19 protein-coding genes and 1 riboswitch are annotated in these 20,473 nt (G+C 28.9%); of the genes, 18 read left to right on the forward strand and 1 reads right to left on the reverse strand.

Annotation, left to right across the window (positions count from 1 at the left end):
• Positions 1-199 precede the first annotated feature (199 nt).
• The 17 genes from BTM21_RS02500 to BTM21_RS02580 all read left to right on the forward strand — a co-directional run bounded on the left by BTM21_RS02500 (position 200) and on the right by BTM21_RS02580 (position 17,536).
• A complete protein-coding gene (locus BTM21_RS02500; protein WP_096145320.1) occupies positions 200-718 on the forward strand; it encodes a hypothetical protein in 519 nt (172 codons plus the stop codon).
• 140 nt (positions 719-858) lie between these two features.
• Complete coding sequence (locus tag BTM21_RS02505; protein WP_021876299.1) at positions 859-2,529, forward strand: B12-binding domain-containing radical SAM protein; 1,671 nt, start codon at positions 859-861, stop codon at positions 2,527-2,529.
• 275 nt (positions 2,530-2,804) lie between these two features.
• Positions 2,805-3,131: a V-type ATPase subunit gene (locus BTM21_RS02510; RefSeq protein WP_021876298.1), complete on the forward strand. Its 327-nt coding sequence runs from the start codon at positions 2,805-2,807 to the stop codon at positions 3,129-3,131.
• Positions 3,118-5,070 carry a V-type ATP synthase subunit I gene (locus BTM21_RS02515; protein WP_079481541.1) on the forward strand — a complete coding sequence of 651 codons (1,953 nt, stop codon included), beginning with the start codon at positions 3,118-3,120 and terminating at the stop codon, positions 5,068-5,070. Before BTM21_RS02510 ends, BTM21_RS02515 begins: the two co-directional genes overlap by 14 nt.
• Before the next feature lie 12 nt (positions 5,071-5,082).
• Positions 5,083-5,568 (forward strand): V-type ATP synthase subunit K, encoded by a 486-nt coding sequence (locus BTM21_RS02520; protein WP_021876296.1) that lies wholly within the window; start codon positions 5,083-5,085, stop codon positions 5,566-5,568.
• Between the two features lie 18 nt (positions 5,569-5,586).
• A complete protein-coding gene (locus BTM21_RS02525; RefSeq protein WP_021876295.1) occupies positions 5,587-6,177 on the forward strand; it encodes a V-type ATP synthase subunit E in 591 nt (196 codons plus the stop codon).
• Positions 6,178-6,189: 12 nt separating this feature from the next.
• Positions 6,190-7,191 carry a V-type ATP synthase subunit C gene (locus tag BTM21_RS02530; RefSeq protein WP_079481540.1) on the forward strand — a complete coding sequence of 334 codons (1,002 nt, stop codon included), beginning with the start codon at positions 6,190-6,192 and terminating at the stop codon, positions 7,189-7,191.
• Positions 7,184-7,495, forward strand: a complete 312-nt coding sequence (locus BTM21_RS02535; protein WP_079481539.1) for a V-type ATP synthase subunit F — start codon at positions 7,184-7,186, stop codon at positions 7,493-7,495. The genes BTM21_RS02530 and BTM21_RS02535 overlap by 8 nt, the downstream gene beginning before the upstream one ends.
• An 18-nt stretch (positions 7,496-7,513) precedes the next feature.
• On the forward strand, positions 7,514-9,292 hold the full coding sequence (locus BTM21_RS02540; protein WP_096145321.1) for a V-type ATP synthase subunit A: 1,779 nt from the start codon (positions 7,514-7,516) through the stop codon (positions 9,290-9,292).
• The gene (locus BTM21_RS02545; protein WP_066673475.1) at positions 9,285-10,667 is read left to right on the forward strand and encodes a V-type ATP synthase subunit B; all 1,383 of its coding nucleotides are present in this window, start codon (positions 9,285-9,287) and stop codon (positions 10,665-10,667) included. Before BTM21_RS02540 ends, BTM21_RS02545 begins: the two co-directional genes overlap by 8 nt.
• A 3-nt stretch (positions 10,668-10,670) precedes the next feature.
• Positions 10,671-11,312 carry a V-type ATP synthase subunit D gene (locus BTM21_RS02550; RefSeq protein ID WP_079481538.1) on the forward strand — a complete coding sequence of 214 codons (642 nt, stop codon included), beginning with the start codon at positions 10,671-10,673 and terminating at the stop codon, positions 11,310-11,312.
• A gap of 175 nt (positions 11,313-11,487) precedes the next feature.
• A complete protein-coding gene (locus tag BTM21_RS02555) occupies positions 11,488-12,441 on the forward strand; it encodes an MraY family glycosyltransferase (RefSeq protein WP_079481537.1) in 954 nt (317 codons plus the stop codon).
• A 117-nt stretch (positions 12,442-12,558) separates the two neighbouring features.
• On the forward strand, positions 12,559-13,107 hold the full coding sequence (locus BTM21_RS02560; RefSeq protein WP_079481536.1) for a GNAT family N-acetyltransferase: 549 nt from the start codon (positions 12,559-12,561) through the stop codon (positions 13,105-13,107).
• A gap of 51 nt (positions 13,108-13,158) precedes the next feature.
• Positions 13,159-13,258: riboswitch (SAM riboswitch) on the forward strand.
• A gap of 106 nt (positions 13,259-13,364) precedes the next feature.
• A complete protein-coding gene (gene metF, locus BTM21_RS02565) occupies positions 13,365-14,273 on the forward strand; it encodes a methylenetetrahydrofolate reductase [NAD(P)H] (protein WP_079481535.1) in 909 nt (302 codons plus the stop codon).
• Complete coding sequence (locus BTM21_RS02570; protein WP_096145322.1) at positions 14,270-14,956, forward strand: vitamin B12 dependent-methionine synthase activation domain-containing protein; 687 nt, start codon at positions 14,270-14,272, stop codon at positions 14,954-14,956. Before metF ends, BTM21_RS02570 begins: the two co-directional genes overlap by 4 nt.
• On the forward strand, positions 14,946-17,318 hold the full coding sequence (locus BTM21_RS02575) for a homocysteine S-methyltransferase family protein (protein ID WP_079481533.1): 2,373 nt from the start codon (positions 14,946-14,948) through the stop codon (positions 17,316-17,318). Before BTM21_RS02570 ends, BTM21_RS02575 begins: the two co-directional genes overlap by 11 nt.
• Positions 17,319-17,377: 59 nt before the next feature.
• The gene (locus BTM21_RS02580) at positions 17,378-17,536 is read left to right on the forward strand and encodes a DUF1540 domain-containing protein (protein WP_021876285.1); all 159 of its coding nucleotides are present in this window, start codon (positions 17,378-17,380) and stop codon (positions 17,534-17,536) included.
• 48 nt (positions 17,537-17,584) lie between these two features.
• Here the strand turns inward: BTM21_RS02580 and BTM21_RS02585 are convergent, their stop codons facing one another.
• Positions 17,585-18,469 (reverse strand): LysR family transcriptional regulator, encoded by an 885-nt coding sequence (locus BTM21_RS02585; protein WP_131431639.1) that lies wholly within the window; start codon positions 18,467-18,469, stop codon positions 17,585-17,587.
• Positions 18,470-18,672: 203 nt separating this feature from the next.
• Between BTM21_RS02585 and BTM21_RS02590 the strand changes: the two genes are divergently transcribed.
• Positions 18,673-20,472: an ABC transporter ATP-binding protein/permease gene (locus BTM21_RS02590; protein WP_079481532.1), complete on the forward strand. Its 1,800-nt coding sequence runs from the start codon at positions 18,673-18,675 to the stop codon at positions 20,470-20,472.
• Position 20,473 lies beyond the last annotated feature (1 nt).

The raw sequence follows: 20,473 nt of genomic DNA on the forward strand, positions 1-20,473 counted from the left end.
AAAAATATTAATAATAAAACATTATTTTACTTAAAAAGGTGTGTATTTATAAATGCACGCCTTTTATTTATAAAACTTTTTTATGTATTTAATAAAGTGTCGAAAGAAATATTACAAAAAATGGATATTAGATGTTAATATTTAGTATAGAGTAATAATATAATATAAATATATTATGGTGTGGAAGGAGAGTATAAAAATGGGTAAAACGATAATACTTAATTTATCTGATGTAAAGCTAAATGGTGATATTTTAGACATAGGTGAAAGCTTTGGTGTGATATATAACTTGTCAAAAGATATTATGGATGAGATTTCAGTAGATTACATAGGAAGTGAAACTAGACATTTACTTGAAGGTGGAGAGTATGATACATGCACAATATTCTTTTGTTTAAGCAATATATGGAGTAATAACACAAGAGAAAAGTTAATTAATGAAGTTACTAAATATCTAAAAATTGGTGGAGAAATTTGCATATGGGATATAAATAAAGAAGTAGGGGAAGTTATAAGTAATAAAATAAGAGCTATATTACCATCAGGTACTTTTAGGGAATTTGAATTTAAAAACTTAAATCCTCTTTCTAAATCTAATATAGATGAAACTAAAATAATACTTGAAAAATATTATGAAATAGAAGAAACTAAAATGTGGGAAGATATTCATTTTATAAAAGCTAAAAAAATAATAATAAAGTTCTTGAAGTTGATATAGAAACTTGTAGCTGTTAATATATTTAAAGGGATATGTAAATAGTTATAACAATAAGGTTTGTACTCCTAAGGTTTTAAACTTTAGGAGTATTATGGTTTTTGTTTTACATAGAACTTTATTTATAAGAAAGGAAGAAAGTTATGAAAATTTTACTTACTGCTATAAATTCTAAGTTTATTCATAGTAACTTAGCTGTTAGATACTTAAGAGCATTTACAAAAGATATGGATTATAATTGTCAAATAAGAGAATTCTCAATAAATGATAGAGATGAGAAAATATTGGAGGAAATTATAAAAGAAAAACCAAATGTAGTTGCTTTTTCAACTTATATTTGGAATATAGAAATGATAAAAAGACTATCAAATCTTATAAAGCTAGTAGATGATAATATAGAAATACTTTATGGGGGACCAGAAGTATCTTATGATAGTCAAAATATATTAAAAGAATTAAATGGTGAGTACATAATAGAAGGAGAAGGGGAAAAGACATATAGAGAGTTTGTGGAATATAAACTAGGAAAAAGAGACATAGATAGTGTAAGAGGTTTATATTTTAAAAAAGATGGTATAGTAGTTGCAAATGGAAAAAGACCTTTGATGAATATGAATGACATAATGTTTCCTTATGAAGAGGAGGAAAATCTTGATAATAAAATAGTTTATTATGAAGCATCTAGAGGATGTCCATTTAATTGCAAGTACTGCTTATCTTCTACAATTCATGGTGTAAGATTTTTAGATATAGATAGAGTGAAAAAAGAATTACAATTTTTTATTGATAAAGAAGTAAGGCTTGTTAAATTTGTAGATAGAACTTTTAATTGCAATCATAAGTTTGCTATGGCTATATGGGAATTTTTAATAAATCAAGATACCAAAACTCAATTTCACTTTGAAATATCAGCAGACATATTAAAAAATGAGGAATTGGAACTTTTAAAAAAGGCGCCAAAGGATAGATTCCAATTTGAAGTAGGAGTTCAAACTACTAATGATGAAGTTTTGACACGTATAAATCGTTTTGTTAACTTTAGCGATATAAAAGAAAAGGTTCTAGAACTACTTAGTATAAAAAATATAAAGCAACACTTAGATTTAATAGCTGGATTACCAGGAGAGGATTTTAAATCTTTTAAAAAGTCATTTAATGATGTTTATAATATTAACCCAGAAGAAGTTCAACTAGGGTTTTTAAAGTTACTTAGAGGATCTTCAATGAGAGAAGAAGCAGAAGAGTATGGAATGAAATATTCACCGTATCCACCATATGAAATATTAAAAACTAAAAATATTTCATATTATGAAATACTAGAGTTAAAGAAAGTTGAGGAAATGGTCGATAAATATTATAATAGTCAAAAGTTTAATAATATAATAAAGTATTTAGTTGTCAAATTTGAAACACCATTTGATTTTTACCAAAGTTTAGGTAGCTTTTTCGACAAAAAGGGATATTTCAATAAAAATATAGGGAATAATGAGTACTATAAAGTATTTTTAGATTTTAATATGGAAATATTAAAAGAAGATAATTCTATTTTGATGGATTTAGCAAAATATGATTACCTAAATTTTAATAAAAGAAGAGGTATGCCAGCATTTTTTGAAAGAGGATTAGATAAAGAAGAAGAGCAGGCTATTAAGGAAAAAATTAGAGAAAAATATCTATTAAAGAATTATCATGTAGAATCATTTAGTATAAATATAGATAAATTTATGCATAATGGGAAGGTAATAAATGAAAAAACATACTATTTATTTGGGCATGAAGGTGATATAATAAATATTACTGAAGAAATTTATTAATATTAAAAAAAGGCTAAAAAAAGAAAGTAAGTCTATTTAAACATTTACAAACCTTGTAAGAATAGTTTGTTTATGCTTTAAATGAAATAAAATTGTTGAAAAATACACGAAACGGTGTATAATGAAAAATAGTAAAAAGTAATTAATACTATATAAAGTAATTAAATCATACTATATAAAGTAATAAGTGCATACTATATAGAGTAATAATTTAATACTGACAATAGTGTTACTTTTATTAATAAATAAATGACAGTAATAAAGGTGGTGAGATTTTGGCATTAGAAGCAATAGGTGAAATTAAAAAAGCAGAAGCTAAAGCGGAAGCTATAGTTTCAGAAGCTACAGCAAAGGCTAAGGAAATCATAAAAAATGCTACTGTTGAAGCAGAAAAACAATATGATGAAATTTTAGAAAAAGCAAAAGCAAAAAGAATGAAGCTTATGCAAGATGCTCAAACTGAAGGCGATAAACAAGCTGAACCTATCTTAACGAAAGGTGAAAAAGAAGTTCAAGGCATATATGATGTGTCTGGAGCAAAGAAAGATAATGCTATTAATTTAGTCGTTGAGAGGATAGTGAAAATTCATGGCAATAGTTAAGATGAACAAATTCACTTTGCTAGCATTTGAATCTCAAAAAGAAGAGCTTATTCGTAGATTACAAGGATTTTCTAGTGTAGAATTTGTTGATTTACAAGATGAAGAATTACTAGAAAAGTATGAAGAGCTTAAAAGTCTTTCAAAAGACGATATAGATTCAGAGTGCGCAAAGTACGAAGAAAATTTATCAAAAGCTAAGTCTGCAGTAAACTTCTTAACAAATTATGTACCAAAAAAATCTGGATTAAAAGCCTTAGAAGACGATAAGGAATCTTTAAGCTTAGATGAACTTGAAAGCCAAGTAGAGAAATCAGAATGGTTAGCAGTTTATGATAAGGTTAAAGAAAAAGAAGATGAGCTAGCTAGTTTACATGCTAAAATTACTAAACTAGAAGGAGAAATAGAAATATTAACTCCATGGCAATCTTTAGATACTTCATTTGAGTCATTAAATGAATTAAAAATGACTTATTGTGTCTTAGGTACTATTCAAAAGGAATATGAACAAACTTTGGTTGAAAGTTTAGATGAAGTATATCTTGAGATTATATCTAGAAATAACAATGATATTAATGTACTTATTCTTGCTAATTTAGAAGATAAGGAAAAAATATCAGAGGTACTAAGAGGTTTAGGATTTAGTTATTTCAAAACAGAAAGTAAACATGTTCCAATGAAGTCAATTACTGATTTCAAAGCTGAAATTGAAGAGTTAAAATCAAAAGAATTCTTTGTTAAGCAAGAACTTTTAGATTTTAAATCAGAACTAAAGACACTTCAATTAGTATATGATTATTATACTAGTAAGATACAAAGAAAAGCTGTATCAAAGAACTTCTTAAAGACTGACACAATAGTTACAATACAAGGATGGAATTGTAAAGAAGATAACGATAAGTTAATTTCTATATGCAAAGATGTACTTGGAGATGACTATTACTTAAACTTTGAAGAAGTTAAAGATGAAGAAATTGATGATGTACCAATAAAATTAAAAAATGGTAAAATGACATCAGCATTTGTACAAGTAACTGAAATGTACAGTTATCCAAAGTACAATGAAGTAGACCCAACACCACTATTAGCACCATTCTACTTAATATTCTTTGGTATGATGGTTGCAGATGCTGGATATGGCCTTTTAGTTATGCTTGGATCAATTTTTGCATTAAAAGGATTAAATCTTGATAAAAGTAAAAGAGATTTTGCAAGATTCTTCTTTTATCTAAGTATTCCAACAATAGCATTTGGATTAATATATGGATCATTCTTTGGAGATATGTTACCATTACCAAAACTTGTAGACCCTTCAAGGGATGTTAATACAATACTGATATTATCTATAATTTTAGGAGTAATTCAAATATTCTTTGGACTTGGAATAAAAGCATATACATTAATTAAATTAGGTAAGCCATTAGATGCATTTTATGATGTAGGAGCATGGGTAATTACTTTAGTATCAATAGGACTATTAGTACTTGCACCAATGTTTGGATTACCAGCAATAGTTGGAACTATTTCAAAATTTGCAATGATATTCGGTATGATTGTAATTATTTTAACAGGTGGTAGAGCAGAAAAATCTAAGGGAGCTCAATTAGGTCAAGGGTTATATGCTTTATATGGCATAACAGGATATGTAGGAGACTTAGTATCATATACAAGACTTATGGCATTAGGTTTAGCTGGTGGAAGTATAGCAGGAGCATTAAACTTACTTATTGGTTCTTTACCAGGAGTAGCAGTTTGGATAGTAGGACCTGTATTCTTCATATTAGCTCACATATTTAACTTACTTCTTTCATTATTAGGAGCTTATGTTCATACAGCAAGACTACAATATGTAGAATATTTCTCAAAATTCTATGATGGTGGTGGAAAACCATTTGAACCATTTACCGCTTCAGACAAATATATAAACTTAAAAAGAAATTAGGAGGATTTAACAATGGAAATGAGTTGGATTAAATTTTTTATAGAAAATAACGGTGGATTTATTTTTGCTGCAATAGGAGTTGCTTTAGCAGTAGGTTTATCAGGTATAGGATCAGCTAAAGGGGTTGGCTTAGTAGGTCAAGCAGCTACAGGATTAGTTACAGAAGAACCAGAAAAGTTTGGTAAGGCATTAGTTCTTGAACTATTACCAGGTACTCAAGGTTTATACGGATTCGTTATAGGTTTCTTAGTATTCAGTAAGATGACTTCAGGAATGACTTTAGAACAAGGTATGTACTTATTAGGAGCTTGTTTACCAATAGCTTTCGCTGGATTATGGTCAGGTATTGCTCAAGGTAAAGTTGCAGCAGCAGGTATTCAAATATTAGCTAAAAGACCAGAACACAACACTAAGGGTATCATTTTAGCAGCTATGGTTGAAACATATGCATTATTAGGATTCGTTATCTCATTCATGTTAGTAAGTAAGGGATTTTAGGATTGGAGAGAATACGTTATGTCAAATGTAAATAATTTAACTTCTAAAATCCTTAGGGATTCAGAAGAAAGAAAGGGAAATATATTAGCTTCTGCTGAAGAAGAAAAGAATAAAATTCTTTCAAAGAAAGTTAATAAGGCTAAAGAATTAGAGGCTGAAATTATAACTAAAGCTGAATTAGAAGCTAAGACTAGAAAAGAAAGAATACTATCTGCAGCAGCACTTAAAGTTAGAAATAACAAATTGGCTGCAAAGCAAGAAGTTATTCAAGATGTCTTTAAGAAAAGTGTAGATAAGTTAACTACACTTTCAAAAGAAGAATTCTTAAATTTTGTAAGAGAATCAATACTTGCATTAGGAGAAATTGGAGATCAAACTTTAATTTTAAATAATGAAGGACTTGAAGTTGTAGATATTGCCTTTATATATGAATTAAACGAAGCATTAGGCAATAACGGAAATATTAAATTAAGTTCAGAAGCTGGAGAATTCAAAGGTGGATTTATTCTTGAAAAGAATGGCATAGAAATCAATAACACATATGAAGCTTTAGTAAGTTCATTAAGAGATGAATTGGAGTTTGAAGTAGCAAGAGTGTTATTTAATTAAGGAGGGTAACGGATGGACGTAATGCAATTTACCCAAGCATTATCAAGAATTTGGGTATTAGAAACCAGACTCCTTGATAAGGCCAAAATAGAAAGAATGATTGATGCTGATTCAGCAGATGAAGCATTAAAGATACTTGGTGAAACTGAGTATTCAAATGTAATGGCTAATGTTAAAAGAACTACAGATTACGAAGAAATTCTAACATCTGAGTTAAAGAGAGTTTACGATTTAGTAAAGGAACTTTGCCCAGTTAAAGATGTAGTTAGATTAATGAGTATTAAATATGATTATCACAACTTAAAAGTACTTTTAAAAGGAAAATTCCTTGAAAAAGATTTATCATATATGCTTATACATTTAGGAGATTTAGAATTAACTGAAGTTAAGCGTAAGATTGATAGTGAAAATTATAAGGAACTAGATTCAAAATTAGAAAGAGCAGTATTAGAAGCTGTAGCTGAGTTTGAAATTACTAAAGATCCTCAAAAGATAGATATAATTATTGATAATTATATGTTTAAAGAAATGGTTGAACTTAAAAATGAGCTAAACTATGGATTTACAGATAAACTTGTAAAAGCAATAATTGATTCAACTAATGTTAGAACATTATTAAGAATCAAGAAGCAAAACAAGGGAAGAGAATTTGCTTTAGAGGTATTAGTTCCAGGTGGAGCTATAGATCCAAGTACATTAGTTTCACTAATTAATGAATCACCAGAAAATATAATATCTAAGCTTAATAGTACAATTTATTCAGATATGATTAAAGAAGGTATAGAAGCTTATATTAATACAGATTCTGTAAATCTTTTAGAAAAATTAAGTGATAATTATATTATGGCACTTATGAAGGATTCTAAACTTGTTACCTTTGGGCCAGAAAGAATATTAGCATATATTTACGCAAAGGAAACAGAGATAAAAATAATAAGAATTATAATGGTTGGCAAGCTTAATAATATTGCTGAGGAAGTAATAAAAGAAAGGCTGCGTGATATTTATGTATAAGAAAATCGGAGTTGTTGGAGATAAGGATTCAGTTTTAGCTTTTAAAGCACTAGGAATAGATGTTTTCCCAGTAGTTGGAGCTGATGAAGCTAGAATAGCAGTTGATAAATGTGCAAGAAATGATTACGCAGTTATATTCGTAACAGAGCATGTAGCTCAAGAAATCGAAGAAACAATAGCTCGTTACAATGAAGAATTACTTCCAGCTGTAATATTAATTCCAAGTAATCAAGGATCATTAAATATTGGTCTTAAGAGAATTAGTGATAGTGTGGAAAAAGCTGTTGGCGTTAACATTTTATAAGGAAGGTAGGTTAGTAATTTGAAGACCGGAAAGATAATCAAGGTTGCAGGTCCTTTAGTTGTTGCTGAAGGAATGGACGAAGCAAATATATTCGACATGGTTAAGGTTGGAGAAAAGGGTCTTATCGGTGAAATCATTGAAATGAGAGGCGATAAGGCATCTATCCAAGTTTACGAAGAAACTACAGGAATAGGCCCTGGAGACCCAGTTATAACAACTGGAGAACCATTAAGTATAGAACTAGGACCAGGACTTATAGAGTCAATGTTCGATGGAATTCAAAGACCACTTGATGCTATAGAAAAAGCTGCAGATTCACCATTTTTAAAGAAGGGTGTAGCAGTTAAATCATTAAATAGAGAAAAGAAGTGGGAATTTAAACCAACATCTAAAGTTGGGGATGAAGTTGCACCAGGAGACGTTGTAGGAACAGTTCAAGAAACTAAAGTTGTACTTCATAAAATAATGGTACCTTACGGAGTAGAAGGAACTATTAAGGAAATAAAATCAGGAGAATTTACAGTTGATGAAACTGTTTGTGTTGTAGAAACAAAAGAAGGTTTAAAGAACATAATGCTTATGCAAAAATGGCCAGCTAGAAAAGGTAGACCATATGCTAAGAAACTTAAACCAGAAGCACCAATGACTACAGGACAAAGAGTTATAGATACTTTCTTCCCAGTAGCAAAAGGTGGAGCTGCTGCAGTTCCAGGTCCATTCGGAGCTGGTAAAACAGTTGTTCAACATGCTATAGCTAAATGGGGAGATAGTGAAATAGTTGTTTACGTTGGATGCGGAGAACGTGGTAACGAAATGACAGATGTTCTTAACGAGTTCCCAGAACTTATTGACCCAAAAACTGGGGAAAGCTTAATGAAGAGAACAGTACTTATAGCTAATACTTCAAATATGCCAGTTGCTGCTAGAGAAGCTTGCATATATACAGGTATTACAATAGCTGAATACTTCAGAGATATGGGATACTCAGTATCAATAATGGCAGATTCAACTTCAAGATGGGCAGAAGCATTAAGAGAAATGTCAGGTAGACTTGAAGAAATGCCAGGTGATGAAGGATATCCAGCATACTTAGGATCAAGACTTGCTGATTACTATGAAAGAGCAGGTAAAGTTGTTTGTTTAGGTAAAGATGGCAGAGAAGGTGCTGTAACAGCAATCGGTGCCGTATCACCTCCAGGAGGAGATATTTCAGAACCAGTATCACAAGCAACACTAAGAATAGTTAAAGTTTTCTGGGGGCTAGATGCACAACTTGCATATAAGAGACATTTCCCATCAATTAACTGGTTAAACTCATATTCATTATATGATGATACTATAGATAGTTGGATGAACAAGGAAATAGCAGAAGACTGGTCATACTTAAGACAAAGAGCTATGACTATACTTCAAGAAGAATCATCACTTGAAGAAATAGTTAGACTTGTAGGTATCGATGCTCTATCAGAAAGAGATAGATTAAAGCTAGAAGTTGCTAAGTCAATAAGAGAAGATTATCTTCAACAAAATGCATTCCATGAAATAGATACGTATGCTTCATTAGGAAAGCAATACAGAATGCTTAAATTAATACTTTTATTCCAAGTTGAATCAGAAAGAGCTTTAGATGCTGGAGTTTACTTAGATAAGATATTAAAATTAGATGATGTAAGAGATAAGATAGCTAGAAGTAAGTACATTCACGAAGAAGATATAGCTAAAATGGATGATATTGCTAATGAATTAAAAGCTGCTATAGATACATTAATCAACGAAGGAGGGGTTCAAAATGCTTAAAGAATACAGAACTGTTACAGAAGTTGTTGGGCCTTTAATGGTAGTTGAAGGTGTTGAAGGCGTTAAATATGATGAACTAGTTGAAGTTGAACTTCAAACTGGTGAAAAAAGAAGAGGTAAGGTTCTAGAAATACAAGGATCAAAAGCAATGGTACAGCTTTTTGAAGGTTCTTCAGGAATCAACTTAAAGGGAACTAAAGCTAAATTCTTAGGAAGACCTCTTGAATTAGGTGTATCAGAAGATATGCTTGGTAGAATATTCGATGGTATGGGTAATCCAATAGATAATGGTCCAAATATCATACCAGAACAAAGATTAGATATAAATGGTGAAGCTATAAACCCAGTTTCAAGAGACTTCCCATCAGAGTTTATCCAAACTGGTATCTCTGCTATAGATGGTCTTAATACTCTTGTTAGAGGACAAAAGTTACCTGTTTTCTCAGGTTCAGGTCTTCCACACAAAGAGTTAGCTGCTCAAATTGCTAGACAAGCGAGAGTTTTAAATTCAGACTCTAACTTCGCAGTTGTATTCGCAGCTATAGGTATTACATTCGAAGAATCACAATTCTTCGTTGAAGAATTCCAAAGAACAGGTGCTATAGATAATGCAGTTCTATTTATGAACCTTGCATCTGACCCAGCTATCGAAAGAATAGCTACTCCAAGAATGGCATTAACTTGTGCTGAATACTTAGCATACGAAAAGGGAATGCAAGTTCTTGTAATACTTACAGATATAACAAACTATGCAGAAGCATTAAGAGAAGTATCTGCTGCTAGAAAAGAAGTTCCAGGTAGAAGAGGATATCCAGGATACCTATATACTGACCTTTCTACATTATATGAAAGAGCAGGTAGAATAAGAGGAAGAGAAGGATCAATCACTCAAATTCCTATATTAACAATGCCTGAAGATGATAAGACACATCCAATTCCAGATTTAACTGGATATATAACAGAAGGACAAATAATACTTTCAAGAGAATTATATAAGAAAGGTATTATGCCTCCAATAGATGTATTACCATCACTTTCAAGACTTAAAGATAAAGGTATAGGTAAAGGAAAGACTAGAGAAGACCATGCTGATACAATGAACCAATTATTCTCAGCTTATGCACAAGGTAAGCAAGCTAAAGAATTATCAGCTATCTTAGGGGAATCAGCTCTTTCTGATACTGATAAACAATACGCAAAATTTGCTGAAGCTTTCGAAAATGAATATGTTTCACAAGGATTCACTACTAATAGAACAATTGAAGAAACATTACAATTAGGTTGGAAACTTCTTAAGATACTTCCTAAGACAGAACTTAAGAGAATTAGAGATGAATATCTTGAAAAGTATATGCCAAAGGGAGATGAAGAATAGATCATGGCAAGATTAAACGTCAATCCTACTAGAATGGAAATGTCTAAGCTGAAGAAAAGATTAACAACAGCTGTTAGAGGACATAAACTACTAAAGGATAAGCAAGATGAGCTTATGAGACAATTCGTTAATCTTGTTAAATATAATAATGAGTTAAGAAAGTCTGTAGAAGCTGAACTTCAAGGCTCATTGAAGGATTTTGTTATGGCAAGTGCTGTAATGAGTTCTGAATTTCTTGAGGAAGCAGTAGCTTATCCAAAGGAAAGTATTTCAGTTGAAGTTGGAACAAAAAACATCATGAGTGTTAATGTTCCTGAAATGAATTTCAAGAGACAACTAGAAGGAGATGAGGGAAGCATATATCCTTATGGATTTGCTAATACATCTGCAGAATTAGATGATGCTATTGGAAAACTTTATGGAATACTACCAAAACTTCTAGAACTTGCAGAAGTTGAAAAATCAACACAGCTTATGGCTGATGAAATAGAAAAGACTAGAAGAAGAGTTAATGCTCTTGAATATATGACAATACCATCTCTTCAAGAAACTATCAAGTATATAAGAATGAAACTTGATGAAAATGAAAGAGGAGCTTTAACTAGATTAATGAAGGTTAAAGATATGATAGAAGCAAGAAGTTAACTAAAAGGGAGCCTTAGGGCTCTCTTTTAATTTACATAAAAATCCAAGTAACATCATACTAAATTATATAATTACTTTCGGTTGATAAAGGTTGGCAATAATAGTATAATAGATAAGAAATTATTCGTTAACATAGGAATTTTTTATTCAAAGATAATCTAAGGAGTAATCGATTATGCAATATATACTAGCGTTTGCAATGTCATTTTTAATAGTGTATTTAATTATGCCACTATTAATGAAAATGTCTTTTAAATATAATTTTACAGATAAACCAACGAAGAGAAAAAAACATAGAGGAGAGATACCTTTATGTGGTGGAGTAGCTATGTTTATTGGTTTCTTTACTGTTTATCTAACAATAAATAATACATCTCCAATAAGTGAGAAAATATGGTTAACTATTAGTTCATTATTAATTTTATTTATTGGATTTATAGATGATTTTTATAAATCAAGAGGAAAAGAATTTCCTATATATCCAAGACTTATAATTCAGCTATTGGCAGCAGTACTTATATTTAAAGCAGGAATAGCATTTGTAGGATTTACTAATCCAATTACAGGTGAGTACATAACTTTAAATCCAATTATCCAATTTATTTTAACTATAACGTGGATATTCGGAGTAACTACTGTTATAAATTGGTCAGATGGCATGGATGGATTAGCAGGAGGATTATCATTTATTTCAGCTATTACTTTTGCAGGAGCAGCTTTAATATTAAATCAAAGTGAATCTGTTATTATGTCTCTTATAGTTTCAGGAGTAGCTATTGGATTTTTAATGTATAATAAATATCCAGCTAAAACATTTATGGGGGATTCAGGTGCAAATTTTTTAGGTTTTATATTAAGTATAATAGCTTTAGATGGTGCATTTAAACAAGCAACTATAATGAGTTTATTTATACCGATATTAGCTTTAGCAGTACCTATATTTGATAATTTATTTGTTATATTCAAAAGATTTTCAGAAGGAAAGCCTGTTTATCAAGCTGATAGAAGTCAAATACATTATAGATTAGAAGCGAAGGGTTTCAGTCCAAGACAAGTTGTAACCTATATAAATGCTATAAGTTTAGCATTTAGTATAATCTCAATAGTATTGTTACTAGTAAAAAAATAATTGATCATATAAAGCCCATTAAGAATTTTTCTTAATGGGTTTATTTTTATAAGGAAAATATTGACTCAATTTAAATTGAGTGATAATATTTTAAGAAAACTTATGAGGGGGATAAAAATGATTAAAGGGGATTTAGTTAAACTTAGAGCTTATAAAGAAGAAGATATTGTAAAGGCACATGAGTTTCTTAATGATGAAGAAGTAAAAAAGTTTATTTCTGTTGATGCAGCATTTCCAATGACTATTTGGGAAGAGGAAGCTTGGATTAAAACAAGAAAGAGTAATGCAAATTTAACATATGATTTTGCAATTGAGGATTTAAAAACTAATAAATATATAGGTGGATGCAGTATAAATTCTACTAATATAAAAAATAGAAATTGTGTTATAGGAATAATGATAGGAGATAAAGAATATTGGGGCAAGGGATATGGAACTGACGCTTTAAAGATTCTTATAAAATTTATATTTGAAGAATTAAATTTGGATAAAATAAAGTTAAGTGTATTTTCTTTTAATGAAAGAGCTAGAGCGTGTTATAAGAAAATAGGATTCAAAGAAGAGGGTATACTTAAAAAAGAAATATATAGAAATGGAAAATATCATGATGATATATTAATGGCTATATTTAAAGATGAATATTTTAATATAAATAAAATTAATTAAAAATATTTACAACATTTTCTAACTAGTGTATAATGATAAAAAATAAATATTTTCTTATCCAGAGTGGTGGAGGGACTGGCCCTATGAAACCCGGCAACCTATTTTATTGTTTATTCAATAGAATGTGGTGCTAATTCCTGATAGATAAGGGTGATTTTATAGGCGAATTTTACATACCTAAAGGTTATCCTTTAGGTATTTTTTTTATAAATTTATTAGGTTAGGAGGGATAAGAGAATATACTATTGGAGGTATATATGAGTATTACAGAATTATTTAACAAAAAGAAAGTAGTCTTTTCCTTTGAGATCTTTCCCCCTAAACCAACATCGGATATAAAGACTATATATTCTACATTAGAAGAATTGAAAGATTTAAATCCAGACTTTATAAGCGTAACTTATGGGGCTGGAGGGAATTTAGTAGAAAATAGAACTAGAGAGTTATCTGCTTTAGTTAAAAATAAATATGGGATTGAAACCTTAGCTCATTTAACATGTATAGGTTCAACAAAAAAAGAAATAGATTTTATGTTAAATGATTTATCTGAAATTGGAGTAACTAATATACTTGCATTAAGATGGGATATACCTATAAATAAAGAGATAAAAGGTGAATTTAATTATGCAAAAGATCTTATTGAATATATAAAAAAATCGAGAAATGAATTTAATATTTCAGGAGCCTGTTACCCAGAAGGACATCAAGATTATAAAGATGTAAACAGAGAAATAATGTATTTAAAAGTGAAAGAGCAAGAGGGTGCAAATCATTTTATTTCTCAGTTGTTTTTTGATAATAATTATTTTTATGATTTTTTAGATAAAAAAGAAAAAAATAATATAAAATCTCCTATTCAAGCAGGAATTATGCCTGTTGTAAATACTAGACAAATACAAAGAATAGTTTCTCTTTGTGGAGCTACCTTACCTAAAAAGTTTTTAAAGATAATTGACAAATATGAGCATGACAAAGTAGCTTTAAGAGATGCTGGAATAGCATATGCTGTAGAGCAAATAGTTGATTTAATTTCTTCAGAAGTAGATGGGATACATTTATACACAATGAATAATCCTTATATAGCTCGAAGAATAAATGATAATATTAAAACAATACTAAGATATGTAAATGATGATAAGTTATCTAAAGGAAGTATTGTAATATGAAAAATATTAAAGAGTTTGAAGTTAATAAAAAAGAAGTACTTAGATATCTAGGCTATAAGGGTCAAGAAATAGATAAGGAATTAGATTGTGTTATAGAGGAGTGCAGAAAAGAAGTTAAAGAATTAATAATACCACGATATGTATATAAATTTTATAATATAGATAGGAAAAATAATGAGATAAGCATGAATAGTGATAGTTTATTATTAAAAGGAGAAGATATAAAAAAACATTTAGAGAACTCAAAGGAGTGTATTTTAATTGCAGTTACAATAGGTAGTGATGTAGAAAAAAAGATAAAACTTTATGAAAGAATTAATTTAACAAAAGCTTTAATAATGGATGCGTGTGCAACTACAATTGTAGAAGAATTATGTGATTGTATAGAAGCTGAAATTAGAGAGAATCTAATTAAAGAGAATAAAAGCTTAACTTTTAGATTTAGTCCAGGATATGGGGACTTAGATATAGGTATTCAAAAAAATTTTATACAAATAATAGAAGCAAATAAAAAAATAGGAGTGACTGTATCATCCAATAATATTTTATTTCCTAGGAGATCAGTAACAGCAATAATGGGGATTGTTGATGGTAATAAAATTGTCAAAAAAAGAAGATGTATAGATTGTAGCAATTATAATAGTTGTAATTTCAGAAAAGAGGGAGTTAATTGTGGAGATTAAGGAGTTTATAAAAGATAATATATTATTATTTGATGGGGCTATGGGAACTATGCTTCAAAAAGAAGGATTGAAACTTGGTGAAAATCCAGAGATTTTAAATATAACACATCCAGAAATTATTAAAAAAATTCATAAGTTGTATATAGAGGCAGGAGCAAAAGTAATTACTACAAATACTTTTGGAGCAAATGAAAAAAAACTAGAAGCAACTATATATACAGTAGAAGAAATCGTAGAAAAAGGAATTTTATTAGCAATGGAAGCTAAAGAGGATAGGGATGTTTTAGTAGCTTTAGATATAGGACCTATAGGAGAACTTTTAGAACCAATGGGAACTCTATCTTTTGATGAAGCTTATGAGATTTTCAAAAGGCAGGTTATATTGGCAGAAAAGTATGGAGTAGATATTATTTTAATAGAAACTATGACAGATTTATATGAAGCAAAAGCAGCAGTTTTAGCAGTAAAAGAAAATTCCAATCTACCAGTATTTTGTACTATGAGTTTTGAAGAAAGTAGAAGAACATTTACAGGATGTAAGCCATCAAGTATGGCAATTACATTAGAAGGATTAGGTGTGGATGCATTAGGTATAAATTGCTCTTTAGGCCCATCAGAAATACTTCCTATAGTTAAAGAAATTAAAGAGTGGACTAATATTCCTATAATAGTGCAACCTAATGCTGGCTTACCTTCTTTTTCAGTAGGGGATGCAATTTATTATATATCTAAAGAAGAATTTAAAAATGGTATAATAGAATTTATAGAAAATGGAGTTAATATAGTTGGAGGATGTTGTGGTACAACACCAGAATATATTTTGGAAATATATAAAGCTATAAAATGTATAAATCCTGTTAAAAGTAATATAAAGTCTTTTTCAGCAGTATGTACCCCTTCAAAGACAGTAAAGATAGATGGCGTTAAAATAATAGGTGAGAGGATAAATCCTACAGGGAAAAAACTATTTAAAGAAGCGTTAATAAAAGGGGATATGGATTATATATTAAAACAAGCAATAATACAAGTAGATGCAGGAGCAGACATATTAGATGTAAATGTAGGCTTACCAGAAATAAATGAAGAAGAAACTATGATCAGAGTTATTAAAGAAATTCAAGGGATATTAGATGTACCTCTTCAAATAGATTCATCTAATATAAAAGCTATAGAAAATGGATTAAGGTATTATAATGGTAAAGCGATAGTTAATTCTGTAAATGGAGAAGACAAAGTATTAGACAAAGTTCTACCATTAGTTAAAAAATATGGTGCGGCAGTAGTTGGATTAACTTTAGATGAAAAGGGAATTCCAATGAAAGCAGAAGAAAGGGTTAAAATAGCAGAAAAAATATTAAATAGAGCTTTAGAATATGGAATAAAAAAAGAAGATGTTTTTATAGACACTTTAGTTTTAACAGCATCAGCTAAGCAAAAAGAAGTTATAGAAACTATTAAATCTTTAAAACTAATTAGCGAGAAATTAGGATTAAAAACAGTTTTAGGCGTATCCAATATTTCTTTTGGACTTCCTAATAGAGAAGTAATAAATGAAACATTTTTAGCTGTAGCCTTAGGACATGGGTTAAATTTACCTATATTAAACCCTAATTCACAAGGAATGATAGATGTAGTAAATTCATTTAATGTATTATACAATTTTGATAAAGGTTCTACTAAATATATAGAAGTCTATGGAGGCAATAATAGAATAATTGAAAATTTACAAAAAGAAAATGATTTAAAATATATAGTTTTGAAAGGCTTAAAAGATGAAGCTATTAAGGCTACAGAAAAATTATTAGAAGCTATAGATGAACTTCAAATTGTTAATGAATATCTTATACCAGCTTTAGATGAGGTTGGAAATAAATTTGAAAAAGGAGAAATATTTTTGCCACAGCTAATACAATCAGCTGAAACAGTTAAAAACTCTTTTGAAGTTTTAAAAAGAAAATTATTATTGGAAAATAAGGATAAAATATCTAATGGAAAAATAGTTTTAGCAACAGTAAAGGGAGATATACACGATATAGGAAAAAATATAGTTAAAGTAATATTAGAAAACTATGGCTTTGAAGTAATAGATTTAGGAAAAGATGTTCCTGCAATTAATATAGTAAATACAGTTATAGAAAATAATATAACTTTAGTAGGATTAAGTGCTTTAATGACTACAACATTAAAAAGTATGGAAGAGACTATAAAAGCTTTAAGAGCTACAAAAAAGGATATAAAAGTATTTGTAGGTGGAGCAGTATTAACAAAAGAATGTGCGAAAATGATAGGAGCAGATTTTTACGCAAAAGATGCTAGGGAAGCTGTTGAAATAGCGAAAAAACATTTTGGAAAATTATCCTAGAATAATAAGTTTATTTTTGTAAGATACTATTAAAGAAATAAAGAAAGGAGGGAATTAAAATGCAAAAGAATCCAAGTATAAAATGCACAATTAATCAATGTAAGCATCATGCTTGTTCAGAAAACTATTGCACATTAAATGTAATAGAAGTAGGAACTCATGAAGCAAATCCTAAAATGCCTGAATGTACAGATTGTAATTCATTTGTATTAAAATAATAGGATTTAAGGAAGAAGAGACAGAAATTAAATTTTAAATTTCTGTCTCTATTTATGTGATAAGTTACAATTAGTAATAAAGTCAATAAATTCCTTGGATTCATTAGAGATAACTTTATCTTTAGAACTAATCAAGGCTATTTTACTTTTAGGTTTATTTTTAAGAGATACTATTTTAAGGTTAGGATTATTAAAATACTCAACAACCTTTTTAGTTAATAGAGTTATTCCTAAATTTTCAGATACTAATTCCATAATAGTTTCTATCCTACAATTAGTATGAGAAGTTTTTGGAGCAAAGCCTGCCTTAAGACATTCGTTACAACAAAGGTTATATATGGTAGCATTAGAGTTTAATAATATAAATGTTTCATCCTGCAAATCGCAAATACTTATATTATTCTTATTACATAAAGGATTGTTTTTTGAAACTACTAAAACCAGTTCATCAGTGAAGACTGGAACTATATTATAAAGATTAGCATCAATATTGAATGTATTAGTAAAAGCTAAATCTATAGTTGAAGAATTAAATAATTCTGATAAGCTATCTTCATCTTTTTCCATTAGATTTACATTAATATTAGGAAATTTTTTATTAAAAGATGAGATTAAATGGATTACTCCATATTGTGCAATTAAGGGCATTACTCCAATAGATATAGATTTATTACTACAGTGATTTTTCATTTCTTTAATTATTTTATTATGCAAATTTAAATATTCTTTAGCATAATCTAAAAAAGCTTCTCCAGAAGGTGAAAGAGTAACATTTCTAGTACTTCTATTAAAAAGTAGAGTATTTAATTCTTTTTCTAAGGCTTTAATTTGTTTAGACAAAGAAGATTGTGAGATACATAGCTCTTCTGCAGCTAAAGTAAAGCTATTAAATTTTTCAACTTCTAAAAAATAGTGAATTTGTTCTATATTCAAGATAAGTAGCCTCCTAGATGCATATTTATTCCTTTTTGGAAAGAAATATTTTCCTAAAAGGAATTGCAAAAATATCAAAATGATATAAAATATAATTGAAAATAATTATCAATTAATCATTATAATTACCTCTTAATAGAGGTGATATATTTTTTATAACATGAACGATAATGAAAATCAATATAAATAGTGGAGGAAAATTTATGATGATAAATAAAAGGCTCATAAATTTATGTGATGAGTCAAAAAAGTATGTTTTATTAACAGTATTAGTTAATTGGATAGCTATACTATGCAATATTTTAATTGTTTTATTAATAGGAAAATTTATTAATAGAATTTATTTGGGAGAGGAGATAATCCTTACTTCATCAAGTAAAGTAATAAATGCTTTATCCGATTTCGATATGGGACATAATTTATCTTTACTTGGAGCAATAGGAATAATAATTACACTTTTAGTAATTAGATATATAAGTAATTTATATTATGGAAAATTTTCTTATTTAGCATCAGCAAATGCAAGAGTAACATTAAGAGAACTTATATACAAGAAATTATTAAGTCTTGGGACAAACTATAATGAAGTAGAAAGTACATCTTCATTAGTACAAGTTACGGTAGAAGGGGTAGAAGCTCTAGAAGTTTACTTTGGAAAATATCTTCCACAGTTTTTCTATTCAATATTAGCACCTGTGACTTTATTTGTGTTTTTATCATTTATTTCCTTTAAGGCAGCAATAGTATTTATGCTATGTGTCCCATTAATACCTTTATCAATAATAGCTATAATGAAGTTTGCTAAAAGAATATTAAAAAATTATTGGAAAAGTTATTCAAACTTAGGAGATGTCTTTTTAGAGAACCTTCAAGGATTAACAACGTTAAAAGTCTTTGATAGAGATGGAGAAAGACATAATAAAATGAATGAGGAAGCAGAAGGCTTTAGAAAAATCACTATGAAGGTTTTAAGTATGCAACTTAACTCCATAAATATAATGGATTTAATAGCTTTTGGAGGAGCAGCACTAGGGACTATAGTAGCGTTAATTCAATTTAAAAATGGAGAACTTTTAATAGGTAATTTATTAGTAATTATATTATTATCTTCAGAGTTCTTTATACCATTAAGACTTTTAGGATCATTTTTCCATATAGCTATGAATGGAATGGCAGCATCCGATAGAATTTTTGCATTATTAGATAGTGAAGAAAGAACTAAGAATTTAGTAGATACAGATAAAAAATTAGACAACATAACTATTTCTTTAAAAAATGTAGATTTTAGTTATGATGGAAAAAGAAAAGTTTTAGAAAACATAAATATGGAAATAAAAAATAAAGGTTTAGTAGCTATTGTAGGAGAAAGTGGAAGTGGGAAAAGTACTATTGCATCACTTATATTAAACTCATATGTAGTTAATAATGGTGAGATAAAGTTTAATGATATAAATGTAAATAATATCGCATTAGATACTATATATAATAAGCTTTCTTTAATATCAACTAATAGCTATATATTTAATGGTAGTATATTAGATAATTTATTGATGGGAAATGGAAAGGTTACTAATGAAGAAATAGAGATAGCTTTAAAAACAGCGAGATTATATGGATTTGTAAGTTCATTAAAAGATGGGCTATCAACGAATGTTGGTGAAGGGGGCAGTCTTTTATCGGGAGGACAAAAACAAAGGTTAGCTTTAGCTAGAGCAATACTTGCAAATAGAGAAATTATGATTTTTGATGAAGCAACTTCTAATATTGATGTTGAAAGTGAAGAGGATATTTGGAAAGCTATTTATGAATTAGCTAAAACAAAAACAATAATAGTAATATCTCATAGATTAGCAAATGTAGTAGATGCAGAGAATATTTATGTGATGAAAAAAGGTAAAGTTGTAGAAAGTGGAAATCATAAAGAATTATATAAAAATAAAAATACTTACTATGAAATGATAAATACACAAAGAGAATTAGAAGAAATAAGGGTGGTGATTTAAT

This window comes from Clostridium chauvoei, assembly GCF_002327185.1.
Lineage (GTDB): Bacteria > Bacillota > Clostridia > Clostridiales > Clostridiaceae > Clostridium > Clostridium chauvoei.

Coding starts and splice junctions, on each gene's coding strand:
- BTM21_RS02530 (WP_079481540.1), top strand. CDS start 6,190: ATGGACGTAATGCAATTTACCCAAGCATTATCAAGAATTTGGGTATTA.
- BTM21_RS02570 (WP_096145322.1), top strand. CDS start 14,270: ATGAAAAATATTAAAGAGTTTGAAGTTAATAAAAAAGAAGTACTTAGA.
- BTM21_RS02500 (WP_096145320.1), top strand. CDS start 200: ATGGGTAAAACGATAATACTTAATTTATCTGATGTAAAGCTAAATGGT.
- metF (WP_079481535.1), top strand. CDS start 13,365: ATGAGTATTACAGAATTATTTAACAAAAAGAAAGTAGTCTTTTCCTTT.
- BTM21_RS02545 (WP_066673475.1), top strand. CDS start 9,285: ATGCTTAAAGAATACAGAACTGTTACAGAAGTTGTTGGGCCTTTAATG.
- BTM21_RS02555 (WP_079481537.1), top strand. CDS start 11,488: ATGCAATATATACTAGCGTTTGCAATGTCATTTTTAATAGTGTATTTA.
- BTM21_RS02535 (WP_079481539.1), top strand. CDS start 7,184: ATGTATAAGAAAATCGGAGTTGTTGGAGATAAGGATTCAGTTTTAGCT.
- BTM21_RS02515 (WP_079481541.1), top strand. CDS start 3,118: ATGGCAATAGTTAAGATGAACAAATTCACTTTGCTAGCATTTGAATCT.
- BTM21_RS02505 (WP_021876299.1), top strand. CDS start 859: ATGAAAATTTTACTTACTGCTATAAATTCTAAGTTTATTCATAGTAAC.
- BTM21_RS02520 (WP_021876296.1), top strand. CDS start 5,083: ATGGAAATGAGTTGGATTAAATTTTTTATAGAAAATAACGGTGGATTT.
- BTM21_RS02525 (WP_021876295.1), top strand. CDS start 5,587: ATGTCAAATGTAAATAATTTAACTTCTAAAATCCTTAGGGATTCAGAA.
- BTM21_RS02580 (WP_021876285.1), top strand. CDS start 17,378: ATGCAAAAGAATCCAAGTATAAAATGCACAATTAATCAATGTAAGCAT.
- BTM21_RS02560 (WP_079481536.1), top strand. CDS start 12,559: ATGATTAAAGGGGATTTAGTTAAACTTAGAGCTTATAAAGAAGAAGAT.
- BTM21_RS02590 (WP_079481532.1), top strand. CDS start 18,673: ATGATGATAAATAAAAGGCTCATAAATTTATGTGATGAGTCAAAAAAG.
- BTM21_RS02550 (WP_079481538.1), top strand. CDS start 10,671: ATGGCAAGATTAAACGTCAATCCTACTAGAATGGAAATGTCTAAGCTG.